General features: G+C 47.5%; 21 protein-coding genes. 9 read left to right on the top strand and 12 right to left on the bottom strand.

From position 1 onward, the window contains the following. Nucleotides 1-253: 253 nt before the first annotated feature. Nucleotides 254-697, bottom strand: a complete 444-nt coding sequence (locus DP_RS13400) for an FKBP-type peptidyl-prolyl cis-trans isomerase (protein ID WP_011189882.1) — start codon at nt 695-697, stop codon at nt 254-256. A 354-nt stretch (nt 698-1,051) separates the two neighbouring features. Here DP_RS13400 and hisI point away from each other — a divergent pair, with 354 nt between their 5' ends. The 5 genes from hisI to DP_RS13375 all read left to right on the top strand — a co-directional run bounded on the left by hisI (nt 1,052) and on the right by DP_RS13375 (nt 6,710). Next, a complete protein-coding gene (hisI, locus tag DP_RS13395; protein ID WP_011189880.1) occupies nt 1,052-1,435 on the top strand; it encodes a phosphoribosyl-AMP cyclohydrolase in 384 nt (127 codons plus the stop codon). A gap of 44 nt (nt 1,436-1,479) precedes the next feature. After that, on the top strand, nt 1,480-2,352 hold the full coding sequence (gene hisG, locus DP_RS13390; protein WP_041278794.1) for an ATP phosphoribosyltransferase: 873 nt from the start codon (nt 1,480-1,482) through the stop codon (nt 2,350-2,352). Nucleotides 2,353-2,488: 136 nt separating this feature from the next. Further along, a complete protein-coding gene (gene yihA / locus DP_RS13385) occupies nt 2,489-3,070 on the top strand; it encodes a ribosome biogenesis GTP-binding protein YihA/YsxC (protein ID WP_011189878.1) in 582 nt (193 codons plus the stop codon). 152 nt (nt 3,071-3,222) lie between these two features. Further along, the gene (locus DP_RS13380) at nt 3,223-4,932 is read left to right on the top strand and encodes a DUF6909 family protein (RefSeq protein ID WP_011189877.1); all 1,710 of its coding nucleotides are present in this window, start codon (nt 3,223-3,225) and stop codon (nt 4,930-4,932) included. A gap of 26 nt (nt 4,933-4,958) precedes the next feature. Next, the gene (locus DP_RS13375) at nt 4,959-6,710 is read left to right on the top strand and encodes a two-component system sensor histidine kinase NtrB (RefSeq protein ID WP_041278033.1); all 1,752 of its coding nucleotides are present in this window, start codon (nt 4,959-4,961) and stop codon (nt 6,708-6,710) included. Between the two features lie 43 nt (nt 6,711-6,753). On the opposite strand, the gene msbA is transcribed toward DP_RS13375, so the two are convergent. Beyond that, on the bottom strand, nt 6,754-8,472 hold the full coding sequence (gene msbA / locus DP_RS13370; RefSeq protein ID WP_011189875.1) for a lipid A export permease/ATP-binding protein MsbA: 1,719 nt from the start codon (nt 8,470-8,472) through the stop codon (nt 6,754-6,756). A gap of 532 nt (nt 8,473-9,004) precedes the next feature. Between msbA and DP_RS13360 the strand changes: the two genes are divergently transcribed. Genes DP_RS13360 through DP_RS13345 form a run of 4 tightly spaced genes read left to right on the top strand, consistent with a single transcriptional unit; the run spans nt 9,005 to nt 13,889 of the window. Further along, the gene (locus tag DP_RS13360; RefSeq protein ID WP_011189873.1) at nt 9,005-9,871 is read left to right on the top strand and encodes an alpha/beta fold hydrolase; all 867 of its coding nucleotides are present in this window, start codon (nt 9,005-9,007) and stop codon (nt 9,869-9,871) included. A gap of 1 nt (nt 9,872) precedes the next feature. Further along, on the top strand, nt 9,873-11,498 hold the full coding sequence (locus tag DP_RS13355) for a fatty acid CoA ligase family protein (RefSeq protein WP_011189872.1): 1,626 nt from the start codon (nt 9,873-9,875) through the stop codon (nt 11,496-11,498). After that, entirely contained in the window at nt 11,465-12,484 is a 1,020-nt protein-coding gene (locus tag DP_RS13350) for an NAD-dependent epimerase/dehydratase family protein (protein WP_011189871.1), read from the top strand. The genes DP_RS13355 and DP_RS13350 overlap by 34 nt, the downstream gene beginning before the upstream one ends. Continuing rightward, nucleotides 12,462-13,889, top strand: a complete 1,428-nt coding sequence (locus tag DP_RS13345) for a beta-barrel assembly-enhancing protease (RefSeq protein ID WP_041278031.1) — start codon at nt 12,462-12,464, stop codon at nt 13,887-13,889. Before DP_RS13350 ends, DP_RS13345 begins: the two co-directional genes overlap by 23 nt. Before the next feature lie 48 nt (nt 13,890-13,937). Here DP_RS13345 and DP_RS13340 read toward each other — a convergent pair whose 3' ends face one another. The 10 genes from DP_RS13340 to thrC form a co-directional block, all read right to left on the bottom strand. Beyond that, nucleotides 13,938-15,203 carry an inorganic phosphate transporter gene (locus DP_RS13340; protein ID WP_011189869.1) on the bottom strand — a complete coding sequence of 422 codons (1,266 nt, stop codon included), beginning with the start codon at nt 15,201-15,203 and terminating at the stop codon, nt 13,938-13,940. 12 nt (nt 15,204-15,215) lie between these two features. Next, complete coding sequence (locus DP_RS13335) at nt 15,216-15,902, bottom strand: TIGR00153 family protein (RefSeq protein ID WP_041278030.1); 687 nt, start codon at nt 15,900-15,902, stop codon at nt 15,216-15,218. 133 nt (nt 15,903-16,035) lie between these two features. After that, entirely contained in the window at nt 16,036-16,383 is a 348-nt protein-coding gene (locus DP_RS13330; RefSeq protein ID WP_011189867.1) for a hypothetical protein, read from the bottom strand. Beyond that, nucleotides 16,356-18,116 carry a metallophosphoesterase gene (locus tag DP_RS17075; RefSeq protein ID WP_162096663.1) on the bottom strand — a complete coding sequence of 587 codons (1,761 nt, stop codon included), beginning with the start codon at nt 18,114-18,116 and terminating at the stop codon, nt 16,356-16,358. The genes DP_RS13330 and DP_RS17075 overlap by 28 nt, the downstream gene beginning before the upstream one ends. A 190-nt stretch (nt 18,117-18,306) precedes the next feature. Continuing rightward, nucleotides 18,307-20,634 carry an FAD-dependent oxidoreductase gene (locus DP_RS13320; RefSeq protein WP_011189865.1) on the bottom strand — a complete coding sequence of 776 codons (2,328 nt, stop codon included), beginning with the start codon at nt 20,632-20,634 and terminating at the stop codon, nt 18,307-18,309. A gap of 56 nt (nt 20,635-20,690) precedes the next feature. Next, on the bottom strand, nt 20,691-22,331 hold the full coding sequence (locus DP_RS13315) for a glutamate synthase-related protein (protein ID WP_011189864.1): 1,641 nt from the start codon (nt 22,329-22,331) through the stop codon (nt 20,691-20,693). Continuing rightward, a complete protein-coding gene (locus tag DP_RS13310; RefSeq protein ID WP_011189863.1) occupies nt 22,289-23,431 on the bottom strand; it encodes a class II glutamine amidotransferase in 1,143 nt (380 codons plus the stop codon). The genes DP_RS13315 and DP_RS13310 overlap by 43 nt, the downstream gene beginning before the upstream one ends. Before the next feature lie 449 nt (nt 23,432-23,880). After that, nucleotides 23,881-24,135, bottom strand: a complete 255-nt coding sequence (locus DP_RS13305; protein ID WP_011189862.1) for a Sec-independent protein translocase subunit TatA/TatB — start codon at nt 24,133-24,135, stop codon at nt 23,881-23,883. 91 nt (nt 24,136-24,226) lie between these two features. Then, nucleotides 24,227-24,427: a twin-arginine translocase TatA/TatE family subunit gene (gene tatA, locus DP_RS13300; RefSeq protein ID WP_011189861.1), complete on the bottom strand. Its 201-nt coding sequence runs from the start codon at nt 24,425-24,427 to the stop codon at nt 24,227-24,229. A 202-nt stretch (nt 24,428-24,629) separates the two neighbouring features. Further along, nucleotides 24,630-26,039 (bottom strand): threonine synthase, encoded by a 1,410-nt coding sequence (gene thrC / locus DP_RS13295; protein WP_011189860.1) that lies wholly within the window; start codon nt 26,037-26,039, stop codon nt 24,630-24,632. Between the last annotated feature and the right edge of the window lie 106 nt (nt 26,040-26,145).

Below are 26,145 nucleotides of genomic sequence, written 5' to 3'. Positions count from 1 at the left end.
GGTAGTCAGGAAAATATTACAATGTTTATATAAAAAGGTGAAATATTTCTTTTTACTGAAATATTATTTGATAATATATCGGTTCATTGCCAAAATATCTATATATATTGGTGTAAAGAAAAAGATTTTTGTTTTCTGAAAAGAAAGATGGGGTGCGGGGGGATCTGTAAATAACTCAGCAGGATGGAGAGGTTTATGTTCTGTCTCTTTTGCCCCTGTTATGGGTGGAGATTTTCATAACAGGGGCATTTTTTTATTCAACAGCTATAAGGGTGACATCGTAGGTAAGATGATGCCCTGCAAGGGGGTGGTTGTAGTCGACAAGAACGGTATCGCCGTTAATTTCCATGATGGTGGCAGGAACAGGGACTGGTTCTTCTGCCCCATCCTTTTGAGCATTAAGGGTGATAATCATACCTGGTTTAGGCTTCACCCTTTCGATAAATTCCTTATTTTCGATCTCTTGAAGGAGAATTTTCTGTCGTGGACCAAAGCCCTCTTCCGGCGGTACACGCACGGAGGTGCTTTCTCCAGGAGTCATGTTGCGTACAGCCTCCTCTACCATGGGGGGCAATTCACTGCTGCCAAGAGTTGCCTTTATGGGTGCTTCTACGTCTATTTTTTGAAAAATTTCACCGTTGTCGAGTTTGCCGATATAGCTAAGTATGACAACAGTATTGTCTTGTAAAGGGGGCATGGTTGTTTCCTTTATTGTCTAGGATGAATGTTGGTCAAAACAGAATTTGAAGCAGAATATAATGTTGGCGTCGTATTATGCAAGCTTCTCTTTTTATTTAATGGAGTCTTGTTTTCTCTTGTTCGTGTAAAAATGCTAAATACGTTTTTTTTAGCATGTAAAAAATATGATTTCTGTGCATCATTCAGGAAATCTCTTTTAATCTGTCATAATGTAAAAAAAATAATGGCTGTATCCTTGACTTTGCTTGCAGACCCCCGTATGCTACGTAGCTCTTTTAGCAGAAGGCTGAATGCTTTTTTGGGCTTTTTGTACTAAAAAACTATAATTGTTATAAATTTAACAGGAAAAGCTATGGTTGAACTTAATTTCGAAAAATCTGTGGACGGATTACTTCCCGCAGTGGTTCAGGACTATGTTAGCGGTGAGGTACTGATGCTGGCGTATATCAACAAACTTTCTTGGGAAAAAACTTTAGAGACAGGACAGGCGCATTATTGGAGCAGATCTCGTAACAGCCTCTGGTTGAAGGGAGAATCTTCAGGAAACGTTCAGGTTATCCACGATATCCTGGTTGATTGCGATAGCGACACTGTTGTTTTTAAGGTTGACCAAATTGGTGATGCTGCCTGTCATACAGGCCATCGATCCTGCTTTTTTCGAAGAGTCCATCAAGGGGAATTGGTTGTGGAGGGGAAACCACTTTTTGACCCTGCCCAGGTTTATGGCAGTAAATAGTCTGATTATTAATAAAAGAATAAAAATATATAATGGAGTGTGAGATGAGTCAGTTGAAACTGGGATTGCCAAAGGGAAGTCTTGAGGTTGCCACGATTAATCTTTTTGAAAAGGCTGGTTGGCTTATTAAGCCTGCTGCCCGTAACTATTTTCCTAAAATAGATGATCCTGAGTTGGATTGCTCGATCTGTCGTCCTCAGGAAATGTCTCGTTATGTCGAGAGTGGTATGTTGGACGCTGGTATCACCGGCAAAGATTGGACCATGGAGAATCAGTCAGAGATTGTTGTGGTAAGTGATCTGGTCTATTCTAAAGTGAGTAACCGCCCCACTCGTTGGGTGGTTGCCGTGGCTGGTGATTCTGATATCAAAACCCTTGAAGATCTTGAGGGGAAGAAAATTTCTACAGAACTCGTTGGCGTTAGTGAGAGATTTTTTAAGGATCTTGGTATCAACGTAGAGATCGAGTTTTCTTGGGGTGCCACCGAGGCAAAGGTAGTTGCAGGTCTTGTGGATGCGGTGGTTGAGGTAACGGAAACAGAAAATACTATCCGTGCCCATGGTCTCAGAATTATTTATGAACTCATGGAGTCCAATACCCAGTTTATAGCCAATAAAGAGGCTTGGGAGAACCCTTGGAAGCGTGAAAAAATTGAGAATATGTGCCTCCTGCTTCAAGGGGCCCTCAAGGCCGATAGGATTGTTGGTCTCAAGATGAATGTGGCAGCAGAGCAACTTGACGAAATTGTTGCAATGCTCCCCAGTGTTAATGCTCCGACTGTAGCAGGACTCTCCGATGCTGAATGGTTTTCCGTTGAGACTGTTATCTCAAAAGATATTGTTCGTGATCTTGTGCCCCGTTTGCATAAGGTTGGGGCCGAGGGTATCATTGAGTATGCTCTTAATAAGGTGATCTGATCATCTTTGCTGTTTTTCTTTAAACCGGTTTGTGGTAAACATGCTGGTTTAGCCTCGTAGGGGGCAGATTTATGGGATAAAACCAATTATGGTTTTATCCCTATTTTGTTTTTAATTATAATGAGGAGAAGAAACAGTGAATTTAAACGATATTACGTTTCTCCTAAGTGTTCACGGTTTAGACCAGTTGCCTGAAGATGGTTTGCCTGAGTTTGCCTTTGCCGGTCGGTCTAATGTTGGTAAATCTAGTCTGATGAATACCCTGTTGAGACGAAGTGGTTTTGTTAAGGTAAGTGGCAGGCCGGGAAAAACCCAGGGATTGAATTTTTTCCAGGCTGCTGAAGATTGTATGCTCGTCGATTTACCTGGCTATGGTTTTGCCCGGGTCTCCAAAGAAATGCAAAATAACTGGCAAAAGCTGATCACCAGCTATATTTCCGAAAGAGAGGCTTTAAAGTGTGTTGTGGTTATTATTGATATTCGCCATGAGCCTAAGGCCCTTGATCGTCAATTGCTTGACTGGCTTCGTGAGCAGAAGGTGCCTGTTTTACCGATTTATACTAAAATAGATAAGTTGTCAGGTAATCAGCTTAGCAGGCATGCCGCCATTCTTGACGCAGGTCATGGAATCAAAAAAGATGAGCGAATCCTTTTTTCTTCTAAGACAGGCCAGGGGCGTGATGAATTAATTGCAGTCTTGGAATCCTATCTAGCTTAGTCTTACCCTTACTTCTCGCCCCACCTGCCCATTCTCCTGTAACTTTTCTTATAATACAACACGATATGGTAGTATTTTCATACGTGTTGTATTAATCTTTTCTGTATGTTTTCTCACCTAACTTGCTAAACAAGACTTTATGAGGATTTTATATGGACCATCTTACCAAGGCGCAACGGTCTCGTAGGGCAATTGCTACATTTAAAACCATAGCCGATGCGATTATTATTCAGGGTTATTATCGACCAACCGATGTGATGGGGGAGAAGTTGGCAGAGGCCCTCATTCAGATCAGTCCTGAAATATATGGTTCCATGAATGATCCGCGTGTCGTTGAGCTTAAAGGCTTGGAGTACGTGATTAATCGTATGCCCCGTGGAATTGAGAAATGTGAAAAACTTGTCCTTACCAGTGTTGACGATTTTGCTCAAACATCCTTTGAAAAGAGGACGCCACTTAAACGACGCAGGCTCTCCTATGCTATTTCTGAGACTGAAATGTGCTTTATCGTCACCCGGGGCGAGAGCGAGGTTTATGACATTCTTACTCATATTGTTTTTTTAAATCTTGAGGCCTCTAAGATACATAATTTGATACGGGCGGAAGAAGACCCCGTAAATGGCGACTGGGCCAAGTTAAAAAAACTGATGGAGAGTGGGGTTCAGCTTCAGGGGGAAGACCTTGAACTTCAGGGGGAAGAGCTTGATCAGGCCCTCTGGGTTCTCTCGAAATTTCTTGGTCGCAGCTATAAGGAAACCAGGGATAGTTATGAGTATTTGGAGGGAACTCGCCTGCGGGATGGTGCCAATAGCAGTCTCTTCTCCTTTATTTATGAAATAGGGAGGAGGTGCCGGGGTGGGTGTGAGGTAAACCCTTCCAGTACCTTTCAGATAGTATGTGCCCCTTCCATGAACGATATGATAGCCGCCAGTAAGTATGCATCTGTTTGGGCAAAGTCTGTTATAGGGGCTATTGTTGAGGGTGGTTTAGCGAATCGGTCCCTGCATATAATTAGTGCTAATATGCATTCCTGTCGTAACGTGCTCTATGGTCCTGGCTATTTACAGAGGCAAGATCGAGAGGTACCCAGTGATCTGGCGGTAATGGTGCGGGAGCTTAGGGATGAAGAAGATGATCTGGAGGAGTATGCCCTGGCGCATGGTTTTCGCTTTTGGCATGATACATCTGGCTCCAGTATTGATGTTCAGTTTATTGATACCTCTAAAGTTGAGGTGCTCCATCCATCTATTGTCGGCGACCAATGGGGAGAAGATGCCCCTGTGCTTCTGGTGATTGATTATGCCTTTGGTACCCAGGCCTTTACTATTCTTGATGAGTTTTTAAGGGGCCAGGACGATTTTCCCCACTGTAAACTTGATGTGAAATCTATCTCTGTTATGGGTAAGGCGGGCATTCTTGCTGGTAAAAAAGGTGACATTATGTTGGCCTCCGCCTATGTGCTTGAGGGTACACCTGATAACTATATTGTAGATAACGATTTGGCACCGGAAGATTTTACCATCTGTAAGAAGGGCATAAGAGTTGTTACGGGTTCAATGCTGACGGTCCTGGGCACCTCCCTGCAAAACAGCGATCTGCTCAAAAGATTTTTAAAATCCAAGTGGGGGATGGTGGGGCTGGAGATGGAGGGAGCCCATTTTCAGCGAGCAATTGGTGCGAGCATAATACGGAAAAGATTATCTGCTGATGTCAAGGTACGTTGTGCCTATTATGCATCGGATAACCCGCTTATAAGTGGTCAGACCCTTGCCTCCGGCCCCATGGGCTCGGAGGGGGTCTTCTCAACATATCTTGTTACCCGGGTAATCTTAGGGAAAATTTTTCAAAGTAAAATTTTTTAAGAGGCCTCCCTGTGAGGCAGAGTTCTATGAAAAAGGGTCTTGTTAATGTCTCTCCTTGGATTTTTGCGGTAGCATGTTTCTTGCTCGCGGCTATTATTGCCGGCTTGGGGGTGAGTTCGCATAAGCGAGAGAGGGTGTTGTTGGAAAACGCCCTTTTTCAACAGACAGAGGCTGTACGTCGTATTATTGCCAGTGATATGCGTAAATCTTTGCGTCGTGCCGGTGGGACGATAGATAATACCCTTTTTAAGGGTTATCTGCTTCGGGCCATTGATCAGGCCCAGGAGCAGGCCGGGGTGGATTCTCTGCAGATTGTTTTGGCTGATGGTCAGGTGCTCTCCTCGGTGGTGGATGGTGAAGAGCTTGCTCTGTCCCAAGCGGACGAAAAATTTTTAAAAGAATCGGTAGTCGGTCAAGGGAGGAAGAGGTTTTTCTTTCGGGAACTTGCTCCTGAAGATGTCGACGGAAAAACTTTTCAGGTGCTCACTCTACTTGATCTTTCCCGGCAGGGCCGGCGTTCTGCAATGCGTCCCATGATGCATCACAGGAAAGATAGACCGTTTTTTGCAGGTCCCGGTACCATCTATGGCAAAAGGCTCTGGCTCTTTGCCGTCCTCGATCTCGATCAGTTTAATAGCGGTTTTAAAGAAAATCGTAATCAAATAGCCATCCTCTCCGTGGTCTTATTGCTTGTTGGTCTGGGTGGAGGGCTCTCTCTCTTGACCCTGCAGAGTTTTCGCCATTCTGAGTCAGAGCTTGCCAAGATGCGTGTGTTTACAGATCATCTTGTTGCCTCGATCCCCGTTGGTCTTGTCGGTGTTGGCCGTGACGGTGCTATCCGTCTGATCAACGATGCAGCCTGCTTTCTGCTGAGCATAAGGGATGAATCTTTTCTGGGAAAACCGCTTGAGGAGTTAATGGCCCACTCCTCGCTGGCTCTTGATCTCAGTCGGTGGCAGGAGGGGAAGGAGATAGAGGTTGAGGCGGATGATGGAAAGAAGGTACTTTTTTTGAATTTGGTTGAGGTGAAAAATGATCTTGGTGATGAGGATGGCTATGTGATTCTTCTCCAGGACCTCACGACTCAGAAGGCATTGGAGAGAGAGATGCAACGGCATGCCCATCTGGCCTCTCTTGGTAAGATGGCAGCCGGAGTTGCTCACGAACTGCGTAATCCACTCAGCTCAATTAAGGGCCTTGGTATGCTTCTCCACTCGTTTTTTGCCGGTGGTTCTAAGGGGCAGCAAACGGCTCAGGTCCTGGTGGATGAGGTGGAAAGACTCAATAGAAGTATTACAGAACTTCTTGACTATGCAAAGCCTGAGGAGGAGAGAGGCGAGATTGTCTATCTGGAAAAGGTAATTACCAAGGCCCTCTCTTTGGTCGCCTTGGACGCAGAGGATGCAGGTATTAGCCTTGTTACGGAATTTTCTGACACGTCCCTACGGGTACTCGGCAGTGCTGATAGGTTGAATCAGGTGTTTTTGAATCTGCTTTTAAACAGTTTTCAAGCTATGCAGGCAGGTGGGGAGATTGTTGTTCGTTGCCAGGTTGTTGCTGGCTTTTATCAGGTGCAGATCATTGATGATGGCCTGGGGGTAGAGAAGAGTTTGCTCGCTCATGTTTTTGATCCCTACTTTACTACCAAGGCAGAGGGAACTGGACTGGGGCTGTCCATGAGTGCCAAGATCATTGGAGAGCATGGTGGTAAGCTTTATCTAGAAAATGGGGTAGAGAGTGGTTGTATAGCCACCGTTTCTTTGCCTTTGGCAGCGTAATCCTTTCCCTGTTACCAACTGAGCGGCAACAGGGAGAGGAGTCCTATTGCATATTGTAGAGTAGTTGGTATTCGCCCTCAAGCTTTAGCAGTTCCTCGTGACTTCCCTCTTCTACTATTTTTCCCTTTTTGACCACCACAATTCGAGATGCGTTTTTGATTGTTGAAAGTCTATGGGCAATAACAAAGGTTGTTCGGTTTTGCATAAGGTTTTCCAGGGCCTTTTGTACCTCTCGTTCTGATTCTGTATCGAGGGCTGAGGTTGCCTCATCTAAAATAAGAATGGGGGCATCGGCCAGGAGGGCCCGGGCAATAGAGATTCTCTGGCGCTGTCCGCCCGAGAGTTTTGCCCCTCCCTCGCCGAGGGCGGTATCAAAGCCATTGGGAAGTTCCTCTATAAAGGTCAGGGCATGGGCTGCCTTTGCCGCCCGTCTGATCTCCTCTTCTGTACAGCTGTCCTTGCCGTAGGCGATATTGTTTCTGATGGTGTCGTTAAAGAGAATTGTCTGTTGGGTGACCATGGCAATTTGATTGCGCAGGGAGTTGGTGGTGACATCTCTAATATCGGTGCCGTCGATGGTGATTGAACCCTCTTGCAAGTCAATAAACCTGGGAATAAGGTTGGTAAGGGTTGTTTTACCCCCACCGCTGGGGCCGACAATGGCCAGGGCCTCTCCGGCAGGGACCTTCAGGTTGATGTGAGAGAGAATTTTTTCTGTTCCGTAGGAGAAGGAAACATCATGAAACTCGATGGATTCTTTGAAGGGGGCGAGGGACGTTGCTTCCGGCTTGTCCTCTATTTCCGGCTTAATATCCAATATGGCAAAGACCCGTTGTGCCGAGGCAAGTCCCTGTTGGATCGTTGAGTTGACTTGACTGACTCGCTTCACGGGGTCGTAGGCGGTGATCATTGCTGTTAAGAAGGCAAAAAAGGTACCCGGTGTTGCCGAGCCGTTAATGACTTCACTGCCGCCCACCCAGATGATGCCCGCTACGGCAAAACCACCTATTATTTCCATCAGGGGGCTTTGGAATACGCGGTATTTTGCATTCTTCATGGTGATGGTAAAGAGTGTCTCTACTTGCCTGTGAAAGCGCTCTACCTCATAATCTTCTCGGCAGAATGCTTTGACAATTCTGCTTCCGGAAATTGTCTCATGGAGCATGTTGGAGACTTCAGCAGTCTCCTCCTGGGTTTTTGTGCTCAGCTTTCTGAAGATTTTACCAAATTTGACGATGGGGATGGCTGCCAGGGGGATGATGAGAAAACATATCAGGGCAAGTTTCCAGTTCATGTAGAAGATGACGCCAAGCAGGAAGATCACTTGGAAAAAATCTCGTAGGAGCTGGATGATAACAGTGGAGACAGCCTGTTGCATAAGAGCAACGTCGGAGAGCACTCTGGATATCAAGGTGCCTGTCGGGGTGTTATGGAAAAAGGAGAGGGATTGGCGGTGTATGTGGGCAAATATTTTCAGACGAAAATCACGAATAATAGATTGACCAACCCTCTCAAGAATGATTGCATAGGTATAGTAGAGGACACCCTTAGTGAAGAAGATGGCAATAATAATAAGGGGAAGTATTTGCAGAAAAAAGACATCTTTTTCCATAAAGATTTTATCGAGGAGATCCTTCACCAAATATGCCTGAGCGCCCGTGAGGGCCGCTACGACAATCATGGCAAACATTGCTATAAATAGCGGGATTTTATAGGGAATGATCTCGTGGTACAATCTTTTTATAATTTCTTTGTTTGTCATAGTGTTTTATTTATAAGTCTCTCTGCAAGAGAATTGTTCGTTCTAGGTTAGTTATTAACTGCAAAACAAAACAGTCTACACCAGACAGCGATTTTGCTAAAGTAAATTTTATTTTTTGCTGATTGTGCCAATTCTTTTTTTTAGTTTTATTTGGAGCTTGGGGGCTTTTTCTAAGGATGATTTTTTTTGAGCACTTAGGAAAAAAAGAGTTGATCTGGCAGAGCGGGGAGAGAGATAGCGTTGGTAGAGACTGTGGCTATTAAATCGGGCAAAGGAGCAAGAGGGCCCCTTGTTGTTATAGAAAAAGAAATTTCTCATAAAAGAGAGTCCCTTCTCTCTAAGGGAGGAGAACTTCGGTGCAGAAATTTACTAAGATAGTATAGTTATCTTCGGCGAAGAGCTCTGCCTTTTGTAAGATTGTCAGGAGGCCTTTGAGCAGTAGAGATAGAAAATCGTTATAGCTGATCTATTACGCGTATCTTCAGATATTTGGAGGTGCACTTATGTTAAATTTAAATATAAGTGGGGACTTGTGTTTACAGAGTATCCTTTTCAATCGAATTATTTCGAAATAGGCGGTCAACGTCTGCACTATGTGGATGAGGGGCATGGCCCCGTCATTGTCCTGGTCCATGGTAATCCAACCTGGTCATTTTATTACCGTAGAGTCATCAGCCTTCTCTCTAAGACCCACCGCATTATTGCCGTGGATCATATGGGTTGTGGTCTTTCGGATAAGCCCCAGGATTATTCCTATACCCTGCAAACCCATCGGCAGAATCTTTTTCAGCTGCTGGAGCATCTTCAGATAGAAAAATATTCTCTGGTGGTTCATGACTGGGGTGGGGCCATCGGGGTTGGCTGTGCTGCATTTGCCCCGGAGAGGGTAGAAAAATTGGTGGTATTGAATACCGCAGCATTTCGTTCAACTCATATACCCCTGCGTATCAGTCTCTGTCGGGCTCCTCTTTTTGGTGAGTATCTTGTCCGAGGACTGAATGGTTTTGCCTGGCCTGCAAGCTTTATGGCCGTGCAGAAGAGATTATCCAAAGAGGTGGTGGCGGGATATCTTGCTCCCTACTCGAACTGGGAAAAACGGGTTGCTGTTTATGGATTTGTCCATGATATTCCGCTGAACTCAGCCCATCCCAGCTATGGAACCCTGGTGGAGGTGGAGCGGGGGCTAGAGGCCCTGGTCGCGCGGCAGGTGCCAACCCTTATCCTCTGGGGTGGAAAGGACTTCTGCTTTAATGATCACTTTTATCGGCAGTGGTGTGAGCGGGTTCCCTATGCGGAAAAGGTATATTACGAAAATGGCGGTCACTATATATTAGAAGATGAGTTTGCTGATATTGCTCCGCGATTAGAACGTTTTTTCACAGTTTGCGAGGAAGATTAAGGTGCTGAATATTGGTAGAACCCTGCAGGAGGTTGCCCAGAAGTATGGAGAGCAGAGAGGGCTTGTTGAGGCTGCCACGGGGCGTGAAATGTCCTTTGCAGAGCTGAATCGTCTCTCCGATAGTTATGCTCATTATCTCCGTGATTCAGGCGTTAAATCGGGCGATCGCGTCATGCTGATGGTCAAGCCATCGGCGGATTTTATCTGTCTGACCTTTGCCCTTTTTAAGCTTGGTGCTCCTGTTATTCTGATTGATCCGGGCATGGGCTATAAGAACTTATTGCGTTGTATTGCCCGGGTGACGCCTGCTGTTTTGATAGGCATTCCCAAGGCGCTTCTGGTCTCCAGGCTGTTTCGCCGTACCTTCTCCACCATCAGGCTCTCTTTCTGTTGTGGGAGTGCCTGTGGGATATTTGGGCCGGATATTCGCAGGGCCGGGGTGAAGAGCATGCATGCCTATCCAGCCCATCAGCCTAAAAAGGATGATCTGGCGGCAATTATCTTTACCACGGGATCCACCGGTGCCCCTAAGGGCGTCCGTTATGAACATGATCTCTTTGCCGCCCAACGTGAGCATGTGGGGAAATACTACGGTATCGGTGTAGGCGATGTTGATCAGCCTGGCTTCCCTCTCTTTGCCCTCTTTTCAACGTCTCTCGGGGCCTGTGCTGTGATTCCTGATATGGATCCGACCAAGCCGGCTCAGGTTGATCCGCAAAAGTATATCGCATCGATTGAAAAATATGGAGTGACCTACTCCTTTGGTTCGCCGGCTATCTGGAATGTGGTGAGTCACTACTGTGTGCAGAAAAAGATTGTTCTGCCCTCTCTGAAGAAGGTCCTCATGGCAGGTGCCCCCGTATCTGGTGAGCTTTTACAGAGGGTGGAGAAGATGCTGCCAAAGGATGCAGAGATATTTACCCCCTATGGGGCGACGGAGAGTCTGCCCATTGTCTCCATCACCGGCAGGGAAATTTTGTCTTCGACCTGGGAGAGAAGTAGGCGGGGGGCAGGCGCCTGTGTTGGCCGTGCCCTACCCGGTATGGAGGTGCGGGTTATTACTATTTCCGATGATCCTATTGCCTGTATAGAGGATGTGCAGGTCTGTGCCGCAGGAGAGATAGGAGAAATTATTGTCCGCGGTAATGTGGTTACTCGGGCCTATGATAATAATGCCCACGAGACCCGTCTGGCTAAAATAGAGGATGGGGCCACCTTTTGGCATCGTATGGGTGATACCGGTTATCTTGATGTGGATGGTCTGTTGTGGTTCTGTGGCCGTCGTGCTCATCGGGTGGTGACAGAAGCGGGAACCCTCTTCACCATTCCCTGTGAGGCCATTGTTAATGAGCATGATGATGTCTACCGTTCGGCCCTTGTGGCAGTAAAGGGGATTGGAGGAGTTACAGAGCCCGCCCTTATTGTCGAGAAGAAAAAGGGGGCCACTATTTCGGATGGGGATCTACTGGAGGATGTTCGAGCACTTGCGGCGGCTGACCCTCTTACCGCTGAGATAGAACACTTTCTTGTTCACAGGTCTTTTCCCGTGGATATTCGACATAATGCGAAAATATTTCGGGAGAAATTATCGGTATGGGCCAGTCAAGAGTTGTCACGGGCAAAATAGAGAGGGCCCTGGTCACAGGTGGAAATGGTTTTGTCGGTCGGGCAATTGTCCAGATGCTACTGGCCGATGGAGTTCAGGTGCGTGTTGTTGGCCGTGGTCTCTATCCTCAGCTTGAGGCCATGGGGGTTGAATGTTACCGGGGAGATATCGGTGACCAGGCCTTTATGGTGGGTGCCGTTGAGGGTATGGATGTGGTTTTTCATGTTGCCGCTCTGGCAGGTATTTGGGGTGAATGGGATGATTATTACAAGACCAATGTTCTGGGGACGCAGTCTGTTATCGCAGCCTGTCTAGGTCGGGTTCGGGCCCTGGTCTATACCTCGACCCCCTCGGTTGTTTTTAATCGACAGTCGATTGCTAATGGAGATGAGAGTCTGCCCTATCCGGAAAAATTTCTCTGTCACTATGCCAAAAGCAAGGTGATGGCGGAGAAGTCTGTGCTTGCGGTAGATCCCTCCCGCCTTGCCTGTGTTGCCCTGCGGCCCCATCTGGTTTGGGGGCCTGGCGATCCGCATCTCATTCCTCGTCTGGTGGCCAGTCGCCTGCAAAATCGTTTGAAGATTGTTGGCAAAAAAGATAATATTGTTGATGTATCCTATGTGGATAATGTTGCCCATGCCCATCTGCTGGCGGCAAATAATTTGCTGCGCGCTGGAACAGCTGCTGGCAGGGCCTATTTTATCAGTCAGGGCCAGCCTGTGAATCTGTGGGATTGGCTTAATGAGCTCTTTGTTCGTCTGGATGTGCCACCGCTTGAAAGATCTGTGCCCTTCTCTCTGGCCTATGCTTTGGGCGCCTTTTTTGAAGGTGCCTATAGAGTTCTTGGCCTGCAAAACGATCCGCCCATGACCAGATTTGTTGCGGAGCAACTGGCAAAATCACACTATTTTTCTATTGAAAATGCCCAAAAGGATTTTGGATATGCACCTATTGTCTCAATGGAAGAGGGAATTATATGTCTCGTTGCGTCTTTTAAAAAAGATTAAAAGGTATCACCGTAAATACACGGCTGTTCTTGTAGCTTTTTTCTTTATTGTCAGTATGCCGGCAACGAGCTCAGCCTTTAGTGTTAAGGAAGAGCAGGAGTTGGGTGCTAAGCTCCTCTATTCAGTCCGTGGAGCTTTTCCTCTTGTTGATGATCCTGATATTGACCAGTATATAAACTCCTTGGGTGATGAGGTGCTTCGTGTTGCGGGCATTCAGTATTTTGATTATCATTTTTATGTTGTTGATAGTAAGGACTTTAATGCCTTCGCTGCTCCTTCGGGATTGATCTTCTTTTATTCCGGCCTTATTGCGGCAATGAACTCCGAGGATGAGCTCGTCTCAGTACTTGCCCATGAAATTGGTCATGTTGTCAGGAGGCATCTTGCCGCCAGGATGGATAAGGGTAAGGTGAGTACTGTAGCTACTGCGGGTCTTGCCCTGCTTGCTCTTCTGACCGGTGGAGCCCTTGCTCCAGCCCTGTTAGTTGGAGCCATGGCCACGGGACGAAGTATATCCCTTCACTATAGCCGTATCCATGAGGAGGAGGCTGATTTGCTTGCCTATGATTGGATGAAGGCCCTGCACCGGGATCCGCAGGGACAGGTGAAGATGTTGGGTACAATGCGTCGCATTGCCCGTTATCGCAGTGAAAAACTTCCTCAGTATCTTGTGACTCACCCCAATCCAGAGGCTCGGCTTGAGTATGTTGAATCTCTTGTCATTATTGATAAGAAACGAGGTGGTAGAGGGATTGTTAAAGTTGATAATTTTGCTTTTTTTCGTTTTAAGTACAGGGTGCTTTCTCAGGTAACAGAGTCTGCCTCCTTTCGTGATCTGCTTATTAGTCTTCATACCTCTGCCCGCTCAACAGAGTTTGAAAAAAAGATGTCAGGCTATGGTCTTGCCCTTGTTGCCCTGCGAGAAAATGATTATCCAAGAAGTCTTCAGTATATAAACCAAGCAATTAAGGATTTTCCGGATAAGATCGCATTGATTGGTGACAGGGGATATATTCAGCTTGAGGCGGGGCAGCTTGTGGCGGCAGAGCAGGATTTGCGGGCGACCTTGGCCCGTGATGCTGGCAATCTCTTTGCCATTTTTAACCTTGGCAGGTTGATGGCAAGAAGGGGAGATATTACCCAGGCAGAAAAGTATTATAAGAGTGTCCTCAGTGCTATGCCTGAATATGATAAGGCCTACTATGAACTGGGGCGTCTTGCCAGTAGTCAGAAAAAAAAGGGTATGGCTACCTATTATCTTGGCAAATATAATCTGTATAGGGGGAGGCTAAGGCTTGCTCGTTTTAATTTTAACCAGACGATTAAAAATGCGAAAACGACTAAGAAAATAAAGGAGGAGAGTGAGAAGGCTCTGGAGTTGCTTGATCGTTTGCAGGGTAAGTAGGCATTGGTTGCAAATATTTTTTTAAAATATTTGCAACCAAAGAGAGTTTTAACCAAAGATACCCTTAAGGGTGAAGAAGAAGAGCATTGCCATAAATGCCCCTGCGGGCAGGGTGACAACCCAGGATATGACAATGTTGAGGATCACCCGCAGGTCAAGTGCTCCTACTCCTCGTGCCAGGCCTACCCCGAGTACGGAGCCGACAAGGATATGAGTGGTGGAAACAGGCAGTCCCGTACGCGAAGCAATAACAACGGTAATGGCTGCGGCAAGTTCTGCGCAGAAACCTCGGGAGGGGGTAAGCTCTGTGATTTTTTTCCCCACGGTAAGCATTACCCGGTAACCGAGGGTGATAAGACCAAGGACAATACCCGCACCACCTAGAAGAAGGATCCAGATGGGAAGCTGTGAGTCCTGCATAACTTCACCACCGGAGCTAATAATGCTATAGACGGCAGCAAGTGGTCCAATGCCATTGGCTACGTCATTTGAGCCGTGGGCGAAGGCCATGGAGCAGGCAGTGAAGAGCATCATGGGGGTGAATACCCTCTCAACACTTGCAAAGCTGAACTCTCGGTTGGCAGTAACATCCTCTTTAATGTCTTTGGTGAGATACCAACCCATAAGGGCGGTAAAACAACCAAAAAGAGCAGCACAGAGAAGACTTTGCCCTGAGGTGAGGTCGATGTTGAGATGCTTCAAACCCTTAAAGAGGGTAACCAGCGAGATGATAAACCCTACTAGAAAGACATAGAAGGGCGCATATCTTTTGGCATTTTTAAGAGGGTTAGCTGTGTCAAAAATAAGCTTTCTGGTGCTCATAACGAGCAGATAGGCGATGGTTCCACCAATTATAGGTGAGACAATCCAACTGGCAACAACACTGCCTATTTTTCCCCAATGCACGGCTCCCGGACCAATGCCAACTATGGCAAAGCCCACCAGAGCACCGATAATGGAGTGGGTGGTGGATACAGGCCAACCACGGGATGAGGCTATCATTAGCCATACTGCTGCCGCAAGAAGGGCGGCAAGCATGCCGTAGACGAGTATCTCAGGCGTGTTGACCAGGGTTGAGGGATCAATAATTCCCTTTCGAATGGTTTTAGTAACATTTCCACCTGCAATAACAGCTCCAAGGAATTCAAAAAAAATAGCAATTCCAATGGCCTGCTTTACGGTGATCGCTCCGGCTCCAACCGAAGTTCCCATGGCATTAGCGAGGTCGTTAGCGCCTATGCCCCAGGTCATATACAGGCCGAATATAACGGCCATAATGAGCATTGCTGTGCCATGTGCGGCAATAATTTCCATATTTCCCCCAGATTATTTAGACATGAATAGAAGCAGGCGGTCGCCAAGGTTCTCGGCTAAATCGGAAATCTTACCGAGTAAACCAAGAATCTCATACCAGAACATAACCGAGACAGGGTCAAGGCTATTTTCTACTTCAAAAAGGGCACGTCTAGATCTGTGTAGTATGTTATCAATATTATGTTCGCCACGTCGAACGCCAGCGATCATCCTTGTAACTTTATCAAATTCTCTTCCGCCAAAACCTACTTCCAGGAGTTCGTCGAGTTGTTCGATGATGGCCTTTGCGTCGGAGGAAATTTCTATGGTGGCCTCAAGGAGTTCGTCAAGGAGCACCTTCAATTCTTCTGGTACCGTCATATCTCGGTAGAGCAGTATTTGGGCAATTTCCTCCGTTGTATCTGCAATTGCATCTTGATCACTGATGAGACCGAGAAGATCTTTACGATCAACTGGAAGCAGGAGCGATTTAGGCATATTGAGACGAAACTTGCTTTTGAGTTTATCCGCTTCGGTCTCAAGATTAATTATTTTTTCAGCAAATATGGAGAGCTGAACGTCATCTTTGTGATATAGGGCATCAAATAATGGTGGTATCTGGCAAACGCAGGAAAATACTACTCTCATATGTTCCTGAATAGGTTTAAACGGCGAACCGCGAAGGAGTCCCGAGAGGGCACTGGTTGGTAAAAGAGCCATAATATAATACCTTACTTTTATTAGTTCGATAGGGATTAATAAAAACAGATTTCCACGGTTTTTATTGTATGACAGTAAGGCTGTCAAGAAAATAACCGTATTATCTGTCTCTCTATAACTACCTGTCAATATATTAGCGAATCTTATTTATTAATTTTATTAATGGTTCATAGGGGTAGCTGACCTGGATCATTTTTCCTGTAGACTGGGTAAATATTGATGGCCCCTGATTATGTCCGCTATAAACAATATGATGACTTCTGATTGTGCCCGCATCTGTCCATACACTGGCAAAGGGGTCAAGGGGGGTATGGCCAACAATAACAGCTGTTCTGGAGCCAAGATCCAGCAGTTTGCGAAAACGTTTTATGTCATTTTTATTGTAGCCATTCATACTCCCTGGTCGCTCTACCCGGTTAGAGGTGAGCTCTTTTGCCAGATCCGCTCTGTATCTTACATTAATAAGATCATTTTCGGGCATTCAGTCAGGGGCGGTCCTGCATGGCAGGCGGAAAAAATTGGTGAGCGGACGATATAGGGAATCTGCTGCCAAAAGGCGTTCATGGCATTTACGTATTCCAAGCCACGGATCTTAAGGAGATGCTCCTTGTGGAGTAGCCCCTGAGATATTCCATTCTTGCTGATGGTGGCATCAAAACTATCGTGATTACCCCGAATATAGTGGACATTTTTGGGATAGGCCAGTTTGAGACGAAGTATTATATCCATGAGTAGGACACTGCTGGTCATATCTTCCATCTCGCCTGCAATCTCGGAGTGGATGGCATCTCCCAGAATAATCAGGGTGGAGCGCCGTTTTCTCAGATTATGGATAATACAGTTTTCGGTGAGAATTTTAAGAAAATTGTCCACCTGGCCATGGAGGTCGCCGACAATGATGGCGTTGGCATCCTCTGTGAGGTCCAGGATGCCTCCCGGCTCACCGTTTTTATTGATGGGGCGGGAGCTTTCTCCTGCCAAAATTTTATTAATCTGTTGTAGGTCGCTCAGGGCTCTCTCTGTATCCAGCTCCTGGATGGGACCCTCCATCAGCTTGCGAAGAGCGATAAAGGAGGCATAGCGGTTGCTTTCCAGTTTTTCCCGATGGTCAAGGTCGTTTAGGCGCCGAATGGATGTTGTTGCCGTATTATCAAGGGGGGTGAGAACGAGATCTCCCTTGATGTTAGAAACGCTGACATGCCGTCCTGCTACAGATTTATCCAGTTGGACAATGTCAGTGAGGGCTTGGTTAAGGCGTCCCAGGATGGCGGTCTCCCCTACACACAAACGCAAAAAAGCGGGGCTGTTGGGCGCGGAGCAGTGGAGGCTGCTGCTAAAGGTCCAGTTCTTGGTCAGTTCTTTTTTAGAGATTCCCAGGGGGATTTCGGGTTGAAAGTAGAGAGACTGTTTGCCAAGGAGGAGTTTAAAACCGCGACCATCGTGGGCAATTCTGCCGGACTTGGTTAAGAGTTTGTTCTCATGGCTAATATGCAACCAATTGATGGGTCTGTGGTGAAGCAGTAGATAGCGCCAACCGGCGAGGGTGCGTAGGCTGGGGCGCTCCACCTTCTTCTCAACAGACCAGAAGGGAACCGTACCACTTCCCTTTTCTACAATGATCATTGGCGGTGAGTTGAGACCTTTGCGTACATAGACGTGCATTCCTGCCCTATGGAGATAGTGAGCCACCTCCTGATATACCAGCAGTTGTTCTTCGACCATGGAAAGGGTGAGATCGTCATCTACCGGGAAATATCCCTCGTCTTGTCGGCCTGTTCTCTGGGCGTAGACGGTCGCTGCATCGGGGATAAGAAATTCAAAAATATATCTGTCGTTCCAGTTGGTAACAAAGAGACCATCCTGGGCAGGGGGGAGTTTTATGCGTGACAGGTCCAGCCGTGGAGGGGTGGGGGCATCGAGCCATTCCCGGTCAAAAACGGTTATGGCCTCTTTATAGCCCTTGAAGGGGATTCCCAGATGCACCTCCCGTGGTCGATAGGTGAGGGATTGCCCTTTCCACCAACCCTTATGGGTGAGATCTATATAGCCCTCGTTGGGCCAACCGCCTATCTGGTCAATGTAATACGATTTGCCGGCACCGGGGGGGCCGGTAACAACGAGCTGGAGAAATTCCAAACCGATGGGGAGCTCAACACCACGAATATTTTGTGTCTCTTTGAGGGGGGTCAGGATCTTACGTAGGGGGTCAATCATTGCCATATAACCATGAAAGGTAAATTTTAATTAAATGATAACAGGCGATTTTTTTGAATTACCGCTTGATAGCTATGGCGAGTATACAGCAGTTTGAGTCACTATGAAAGTGACTTTTGTGAGAGGGAAGAAGGTGGGAGGGGGAAAGAGGGCTCGCCGTCTACGCCGAGCCCTCTTTGTCGGCTGAACTCTAGTAGGGGTTCATGACCCAGATACCACAGGGACAGGTGTCGGCGCAAAAACCACAGGCGATACATTTATCGTCGTTGGAGACATAGCGATACTCTCCGTTGCCCAGATCTTCCCGTGAAATGGCACCCTCTGGACAGATGGTTTCACAGAGATGGCAATCACGGCAGGAGGCACAGGAGAGACAACGGTCGGCCTGATTTGCCTCTGTTGCTTCCTTTGCTATCGGCGCGTAATGAGTGATGGTCAGGGCGGATTGGGCAATGAGTGGTTTGCTGAAGGGCTCCCACTTCTCGCCTTTTTCGGTGGCAAGAATGTACTCTGCGGCGTCTTTGCCAGCACCCAAGGCGTTGGTTGCAAGCCCTGGTCGTTTTACATCGCCTACGGCAAGTACCTTCTTGTTTGAGGTAACATATGCCTCGTTGGTGGTTACCCAATCTGCGCCACCAACGGTCATGGTCTCCACGGAATCCGGCAGGAAGGAGAGGGCGGGAACATCACCAATAGAGACAATAACGGTCTGAGCAGGTATCAGTTCGCCATCCGTGGTGATAATACCCTGATCCGTTACCTCCTTTGTGGTTATTGGCCAACGAAATTGAGCGCCCAGTGCTTCGGCTGCCTCTTTTTCGTTACCAAAGGCCAGCGGCTTTTGGATATCTATCAGGGTAACCTTTTCCGCGCCGAGGCGATAGGCCTCACAGGCTACATCACAGCCGACATTGCCTGCGCCGATGATCACGACTTCTCTGCCTACCTGTGGAGGGTGGCTGGCGTTTTTGGCATCCTTTAAGAAGTGGAGGGCCGGGATCACCTTCTCATGTCCTGGAAATGGAATGCTTCGTGGCTCGTGGGTTCCTACGGCTACGATAACGTAGTCATAATCTCTTTGCAGCTCGGCAAACTTTCCCTTGGTCATGGTGGTATTCAGGTGCAGTTCGATCCCCTCCATGGAGGTGAAACGATCGATTTCATACTGCCATGTTGCCTGTGGCAGGCGCTCCCAGGGGATTACTCCTGCCAGCTTGCCGCCGAGTTTGTCATCTTGCTCAAAGATATGGGCCTCAATACCTTTAAGGGCAAGTTGCCATGCTGCATTCATGCCGCCGGGGCCACCACCAATGATGGCAACTCTTTTGCCTGTGGCAGCTGCTGGTTTAGGCGCCGGAAAATGTCCAGCTGCCCGACCAAGAATTTGGGTGTCAATGGCCTCATCAACACCTTTTCTTGAACAATTCTGAATGCACTGGTTAGGACAAATAGCGCCGCAGACAGAGGCGGGAAGAGGCGTGTAGCGGAGCAGTAGTTCGTAGGCCTCATCTGCCCTTCCCTCTCGGAGAAGACGCAGGCGTTCCACGGTTGGAATGTGAATTGGACAGTAGTATGTGCAGGGAGCAGAATATTCGTTGTTGGCCCAGTAGGGCTTTTTGCGACGAAGTTCTCCGGTGGTGATGGCATTAATGGGACTACGGTCAAGGCCAGGGGCAATATCACGTAGGGGGTCACCGCCAAAGGTTTTATCCCAGTGTTCACGGCGAAATTCTGCCATGGGCATGGGACCTGCCCACATAAGAGCCCGCTCTTGGGTGGTAATGGAGCTCAGGACATGCCAATCTTCCCGGATGGTGAGTTCTTCACTAAGATCTTCTCTTTGGATATTGCCGAGAAAGGTCGGCATATTTTCAAGGAGCCACTGCCATTGCTGGTCATCTAGTTTGCAGAGCTTGGCATTAAGTCTTGAGTAAGAGTCATCTATTGGTCCACGGAAGTAGATCGAGCCGCCAACCATTCCGACACATGGTCGATAGCCGAGTATATTTTTCGGGGTTTTGGGCTTGATGCCACAGACGACAGCAATACCACCACAGTTGAATTCGGCAAAAGAATCGCCGGTGGAGCCAAGTACCCACAGTTCAGGTTTTTCATACTCCGGGTTCCACTTGGTCATGGTCAGACCACGGGCACCAATGGAGCCACCAATATAGACCTTGCCCATGGCCATGGCATTACAGGCACCGTTGGTGGCGTCACCGAGGACGGTGATTTCAGCACCAATATTCAGGTAGCCGACATCATCGGAGGTGGCGCCCTTACAGACAATCTTGGTGCCGGGAAGTCCCATGCAACCAAGACGCTGTCCAGAAGGGCCTTCAACGGTGATGTTGAGTCCCTCTTTGTGCTCTAATCTAATACCTATATTATGTTGCCCGTAGGAGTTGAGATGGATATTGGCTGAGCTGCTGGCAGCAGCCCGGACCATTTTCTCAAACTCCATAGAGCTTATTCGACGACCGTTTTCATCGAGGCCGTTTATCACAGTTCTTGTCACTGAAAACTCCTTATGTCATAAGATTGGAAATAATATCTGACATATCAGCTATCGTTTTAGCAAACGTATTTTATGTTGAGTCTATCTGCCGCTGCCTTGTCGGCAATACCAAGGGCATCTGACATACCAATAGGAAGACTTTGCGATCTACCAAGAGGAGCCATGATTTTTTTGACCTCGGTATTGATGGAGCAGAATACCTCGGCTACTCTCTCGGCCACCTTATCGGGGTCAAGTCTTCGGTAGAGCTTTGGATTCTGGCTTGTGATTCCCTTTGGACAGATACCAAGATTACATACGTTGCAACGGTTTTTTTCGTTACCGAGACAGCCGGCTGCGGCCTGCATGATATACTTGCCAATATGAACGCCCGATGCACCAAGCATTATCAGGGCCATACCGTTTTGGGCAACATTGCCGTTTTTGCCGATACCACCTGCTGCAAATATAGGAATTTCGTTCTGTTTTCCCTGCTTGGCCAACTCGAGATAACATTCACGTACGCAGGAGGCGATAGGGTGTCCTGTTGCATGCATGGAAACGTCATAGGCTGCACCGGTTCCGCCGTCAATGCCATCGATGGTAAGTCCGGCAGCATAGGGGTTACGCACCAGGTTGTTGAGCACGGATTTTGCCGAGGTGGAGGCTGAAATCTTAGGGTATACCGGTACCTTGTGATCAAATGCGGTGGAGAGTGTTTGAATCATCTTCATAACACTTTCTTCAATGGAGTACAGGGTTTGATGTACTGGAGGTGAAGGTAGATCAACGCCCTGAGGTACACCACGTAGTCGGGAGATGAGCTGACTTACCTTATGTCCCATAAGCAGTCCGCCGTCACCGGGTTTTGCTCCCTGTCCATATTTGATCTCAATTGCTGCTGGCATGCACTCCATTTCCGGAATGGCACGGATGATTTCATCCCAACCAAAATAACCGGAGGCGATTTGCAGGATAATATACTTGAGGTATGGGCTTCTCAGTACCCATGGAGGGCAACCACCCTCGCCGGTACACATAACGACTGGAATTCCCAGGACTTCATTGCAGTAGGCAACGCCCTGGAGCAAGCCAAGCCACATATTCGGTGAGAGAGCACCAAAGGACATGGAACCAATGACAAAGGGGAATATCTCCCTGGTGGGAGGTATCCATTCACCCTTGCGGGTACGATCAAGGAACTCCTTGGGGGCCAAGACCCGACCAAGAGTAGTGGTTACGTTGAACTCATGTCTGCCTGCGTCCAGGGCGGGATCGGTAAGCATGGAAATTCGGTTGAACATGATACGGTCAAGCAGGGTAGCTCCGCTTATATTGCGGCGTCCACCGCGTTTATATGGTTCTCCATTTATATTGTGGAAGAACTGGCTGCGGTGTTCGTTGTCGTTTGCGACCGGTGTTATGGCCTCGTTGGGGCAGACCATGGCGCACATGCCGCAGCCAATGCAGGCATGGGCAAGATCGGTGCTCTGGCGAATACCGGTGAAGGTGCGATAGTCACTGGAGCGTTTTTTACTGAAAACATCGAGCTTGGGTAAACGTTGACGTCTATAGCTCAGGCTGATAGCACCCTTTGGGCATATAGTTGTGCATTTTCCACAGAGGGTACATCTATCCTCTCTGTGCTCAATAATCCACGGGAGATCGCTGTATGTTAAGCTAGTGGGGGTAACTGGAATGGATCCTGTTGAGACCATATCTTCAACTCCTTTCTATCTGGTGGGACGATGATTGTGTGTTCACGCATAGGTTGAAAATCAAGGGATGGGTCACGGTCAGGCACCATGGCAGCAACGCCACAGAGTTCTGAGGCAATAGCCCATTCGCCTTCTCGGCCGCCAACGGTAGCAGGTCGAAGTTTTTTCTGATCCATTGCCAGGAGACAGGTCTCATCCGACAGGGTGCCAATGATAGCATTGGGGCCATCGATGATGAGGCGTCTACAGGTTTGCTTGAGTCCTTTAAGGAAATCACCCTGCGGATGAACGTCCAGCTCTCGTCCAGAGAGTGGGGTGATGATATGCTTATAGGCCTCCAGCGGCAATTTGAGCTCTCTGAGGGTGTAGTGCAGTATATGGGCAAAAACCTCAGAGTCACTTTGGTAGCCAACATAGCCTGGAAATTGTCTGGCCTGGAGCCATTCACGGATGGGCACAAAGGCGGTGTTTTCGCCATTGGTCATGGTGGCAATGCCTTGAATAAAGAAGGGGTGACAGGCGTAGAGGTTAATGCCGTAGTTGGTGTTTTGTCGTCCCTGGGCCATGCAGATACGGGACTTTATCTGGCCATCATAGAGGCGAAGGGCGTTGCCAATTTCAAGGGGCCAGCCAACCTCTTTGATTATCGCGACATCGGGCCAAAAGGAGAAGGCGGTTAAGTCGTTGCCATGTGCCTCGCCATTTTGGCGGAGGGCAAGTCGAGTAAGAAGTAGTTCATCATCTTTCTCTTGTTGGCTAGCATTTTTAAAGCGTTCCGGCATGCGATAGGCACGAAGGAAGTAGCGAAAACGACCTTCGGTCTGTGCGTATTTGGGGTCCATGGCAAAGCGATGGTCATACTTAAGTTCATAACCACGTTCGTCCATAAAATCATTCATCCGGGCCCATGCCTCTTCCGAGTGGGCAATACCGGACAATATGGGGTATTTTGAATTGTATTTGAAGTCCGCAAACTGCAGACCACGAAGGAGCAGGCCAAGGCCGGAACCGTCGTAACCCTCCTGCATAGCCTCCATGGCTTCAAGAACCTCATAGGGCGAAAAAGGTTCAGTTGCGGTTTTTAAAGCTAAACGACACATGTTTTCTCCTGTAAAAGAAAAAGGATAATACCTGTTTGGGCGGTAATGGTGTTTTATGAGAAGTAAACTGAAACGATATCACCGATAAAACAAACTTACTAAGAAAGTCAATTTTACAGGAAGGTAGGGGGAAAGTCAAGCGAGGAGAACAAAAAAAAGTTGCAAGGGGTACGGGGAGAACAATCTTCTGAATTGTCTGGATTGTGAGAAACAATCAATGCTGCAACGCCTCTGCTTGTCCGTTCTTCTCATGCTGTAGGGGACCTTTTTTTTACAAAAAGGCCTTTTATTCCTCTGGGATAAGATGTTTTGCCAGAAAAGAGGAGGCTCGGGAGGAGAAAGCTTGGTGACGCTGGCCGGGGAATCTGACTAGCGGGTCTTTTTCGAATAATCGTCTTAATGTTGAGTCGATTTTTCTGTTATGTTCTGTTTGTGAAGTATTTACCTGCCTATTTGAATATTTTTGTCACCTTGCCAAGGTTTTTCACCTGATCTACCTTCTCCTTGAGCTCTGTTGCCTCCTGGACGCCGGGGATGTCGCCCATAATGTCTTTGCTGCCCTTTTCAACGTCACTAACGCCCTGCTTAAAAGATTTCATTGCCTGACCAAGGCTTGAGCCAAGCTTGGGCAATTTTTTACCACCAAAAATTAAAATGACAATAACAAGAATAACTATAAGCTCAGGGGCTCCGAGACCGAACATATGAAAACTCCGTGGCTAGGGGGAACACCCAGCAAGAGGACACTGGGCGTTTGTGTAGGGATAGGCTTTGGTTGGGTAGAGCTGGACAAGCTTATTTATCTTCGGGCTTTTCCTCGGATTTTTCCTCGGACTTGTCAATTTTTTTGGCAGCCTCTTCGGATTTAGTGGCTTCCTTGAAGTTTTTTATTCCCTTGCCGATACCTGAGCCAATTTCCGGTAATTTGCCTGCACCAAAAATAATAACGATGATAACCAAGATAACAATAAGTTCCGGCATACCAAGTCCAAACATAATTATACCTCTATCAAAGAATAAACCTTTATCTGATAGGCCTGTAAATGCTATTAGGCCTATGATTGGTTAGTAGAATATTGTGACCCTTTGCCCTGCAGTGTTTGCACATAATCGCCCCATGGGGAGGCAAAAGGTCATCTGAATGTAGAGCACCTATTTGAGAAAGTCAAGCAGCGCTTGGGGGATCTCGGTTTGAATCTTATTGCTCTTTTTGTGCGGTTTTTGCGTTGTCTTTTATATATTGAACAATAACCTTGGCATCTGCGGCCAGCACCTGGCAACGAGATTCTCTTTCGAGAATGCCGTCGATGGATGGAGGAACTTCCGGGTCACGCCCAATAGCATCATGTACTGCATCAGGGAATTTTGCAGGATGGGCCGTAGAGAGACAGACCATGGGTACTCCAACTGTGTACTTGTCGCCTGCAGCTTTTACGCCGACGGCAGTATGTGGGTCGAGCACATAGTCGTACTTGTTGTAGAAGTCGGAGATCGTTTCAGAGACCTCTTCGTTGGAGACAGCGACACTGGAGAAGTCTCTACGGATTTGGTCGAGATAGTCAGAGAGATCGATCTTGCCTTCCTGGCTAAATTGTTCCATCAGCTCTTTGGTTTTTCCTGCTTCGCTATCCATGAGGTAGTAGAGATAGCGTTCAAAATTTGATGCCGCCTGTATATCCATTGAAGGACTGGTGGTCATGGCCACATCGCTGAGGGAGTAGTCGCCGGCCCCAACAAAACGGTTAAGAATGTCGTTTTGATTGGTGGCGAGAACAAGTTGGCGAATGGCGCCTTCGGGGAGCATTCTCTTGGCGATATAGCCTGCAAATATATCACCAAAATTTCCGGTGGGCACAGTAAAATCCATGGAGGGCATCTTTTCGTGGGTACGTACATGCAGGTAGCTATAGATATAGTATACAACCTGAGCAAGTACCCGGGCCCAGTTGATGGAATTGATGGCGCCAAGGGAGTATTCTTTTTTTAGGTCGAGGTCGCCAAATATTTTTTTAACGATAGCCTGACCATCGTCAAAAGATCCTTCGATGGCAATATTGAAAACATTGTCATCCAGGATGCTGGTCATCTGCTTTTCCTGGACAGGGCTGACTCGGTTGTGGGGATGAAGGATGAAGATACGAATTCGTTCTTTGCCCCTTACTCCATATATTGCCGCACTTCCTGTGTCGCCGGAAGTTGCTCCTATTATATTGAGCACCTTGTCGTCTTTTTCCAGCAGGTACTCAAAGAGATTGCCTAAAAATTGAAGAGCAATATCTTTAAAGGCCAGGGTGGGTCCGTGAAAGAGCTCAAGGATATGGAGGTCGCCATGATGCACCAGGGGAGCGACATCCTCTGCCTCAAAGCTTGCATAGGAGCGATTGATGAGGGCTTTTAAGTCGTTTTCAGGAATATCGTCGATAAAGCGAGACATTACCTCGAAGGCGAGTTCGGCATAGCTCAGGTTTTCCCAGGATGATAAGGTCTCGTTGCCGATCCTGGGGATTGTCCTTGGCAGGAGAAGACCGCCGTCTTCTGCAAGGCCCATCATTACAGCCTTTGTAAATGAAACAGGTGCTGTTTCGCCCCGTGTACTAAAATATTGCATAGAAACTCTCTTTAATAATCTTTATTTCCAGGTGTGGAGATAATAAAGTACAGCTCATGAGTCCATTTAGGGATTATGAGCTGTGTAGAATAATTGAGAAAGCGGT

The organism is Desulfotalea psychrophila LSv54 (genome assembly GCF_000025945.1).
GTDB lineage: Bacteria > Desulfobacterota > Desulfobulbia > Desulfobulbales > Desulfocapsaceae > Desulfotalea > Desulfotalea psychrophila.
This window is presented reverse-complemented; position numbering and strand designations above follow the sequence as displayed.

Excerpts from the sequence above, each read along its gene's own strand:
- DP_RS13400 (WP_011189882.1), bottom strand. The coding sequence starts at position 697 with ATGCCCCCTTTACAAGACAATACTGTTGTCATACTTAGCTATATCGGC.
- hisI (WP_011189880.1), top strand. The coding sequence starts at position 1,052 with ATGGTTGAACTTAATTTCGAAAAATCTGTGGACGGATTACTTCCCGCA.
- hisG (WP_041278794.1), top strand. The coding sequence starts at position 1,480 with ATGAGTCAGTTGAAACTGGGATTGCCAAAGGGAAGTCTTGAGGTTGCC.
- DP_RS13380 (WP_011189877.1), top strand. The coding sequence starts at position 3,223 with ATGGACCATCTTACCAAGGCGCAACGGTCTCGTAGGGCAATTGCTACA.
- DP_RS13375 (WP_041278033.1), top strand. The coding sequence starts at position 4,959 with ATGAAAAAGGGTCTTGTTAATGTCTCTCCTTGGATTTTTGCGGTAGCA.
- msbA (WP_011189875.1), bottom strand. The coding sequence starts at position 8,472 with ATGACAAACAAAGAAATTATAAAAAGATTGTACCACGAGATCATTCCC.
- DP_RS13350 (WP_011189871.1), top strand. The coding sequence starts at position 11,465 with ATGGGCCAGTCAAGAGTTGTCACGGGCAAAATAGAGAGGGCCCTGGTC.
- DP_RS13340 (WP_011189869.1), bottom strand. The coding sequence starts at position 15,203 with ATGGAAATTATTGCCGCACATGGCACAGCAATGCTCATTATGGCCGTT.
- DP_RS13335 (WP_041278030.1), bottom strand. The coding sequence starts at position 15,902 with ATGGCTCTTTTACCAACCAGTGCCCTCTCGGGACTCCTTCGCGGTTCG.
- DP_RS13330 (WP_011189867.1), bottom strand. The coding sequence starts at position 16,383 with ATGCCCGAAAATGATCTTATTAATGTAAGATACAGAGCGGATCTGGCA.
- DP_RS17075 (WP_162096663.1), bottom strand. The coding sequence starts at position 18,116 with ATGATTGACCCCCTACGTAAGATCCTGACCCCCCTCAAAGAGACACAA.
- DP_RS13315 (WP_011189864.1), bottom strand. The coding sequence starts at position 22,331 with ATGGTCTCAACAGGATCCATTCCAGTTACCCCCACTAGCTTAACATAC.
- DP_RS13310 (WP_011189863.1), bottom strand. The coding sequence starts at position 23,431 with ATGTGTCGTTTAGCTTTAAAAACCGCAACTGAACCTTTTTCGCCCTAT.
- DP_RS13305 (WP_011189862.1), bottom strand. The coding sequence starts at position 24,135 with ATGTTCGGTCTCGGAGCCCCTGAGCTTATAGTTATTCTTGTTATTGTC.
- tatA (WP_011189861.1), bottom strand. The coding sequence starts at position 24,427 with ATGTTTGGACTTGGTATGCCGGAACTTATTGTTATCTTGGTTATCATC.
- thrC (WP_011189860.1), bottom strand. The coding sequence starts at position 26,039 with ATGCAATATTTTAGTACACGGGGCGAAACAGCACCTGTTTCATTTACA.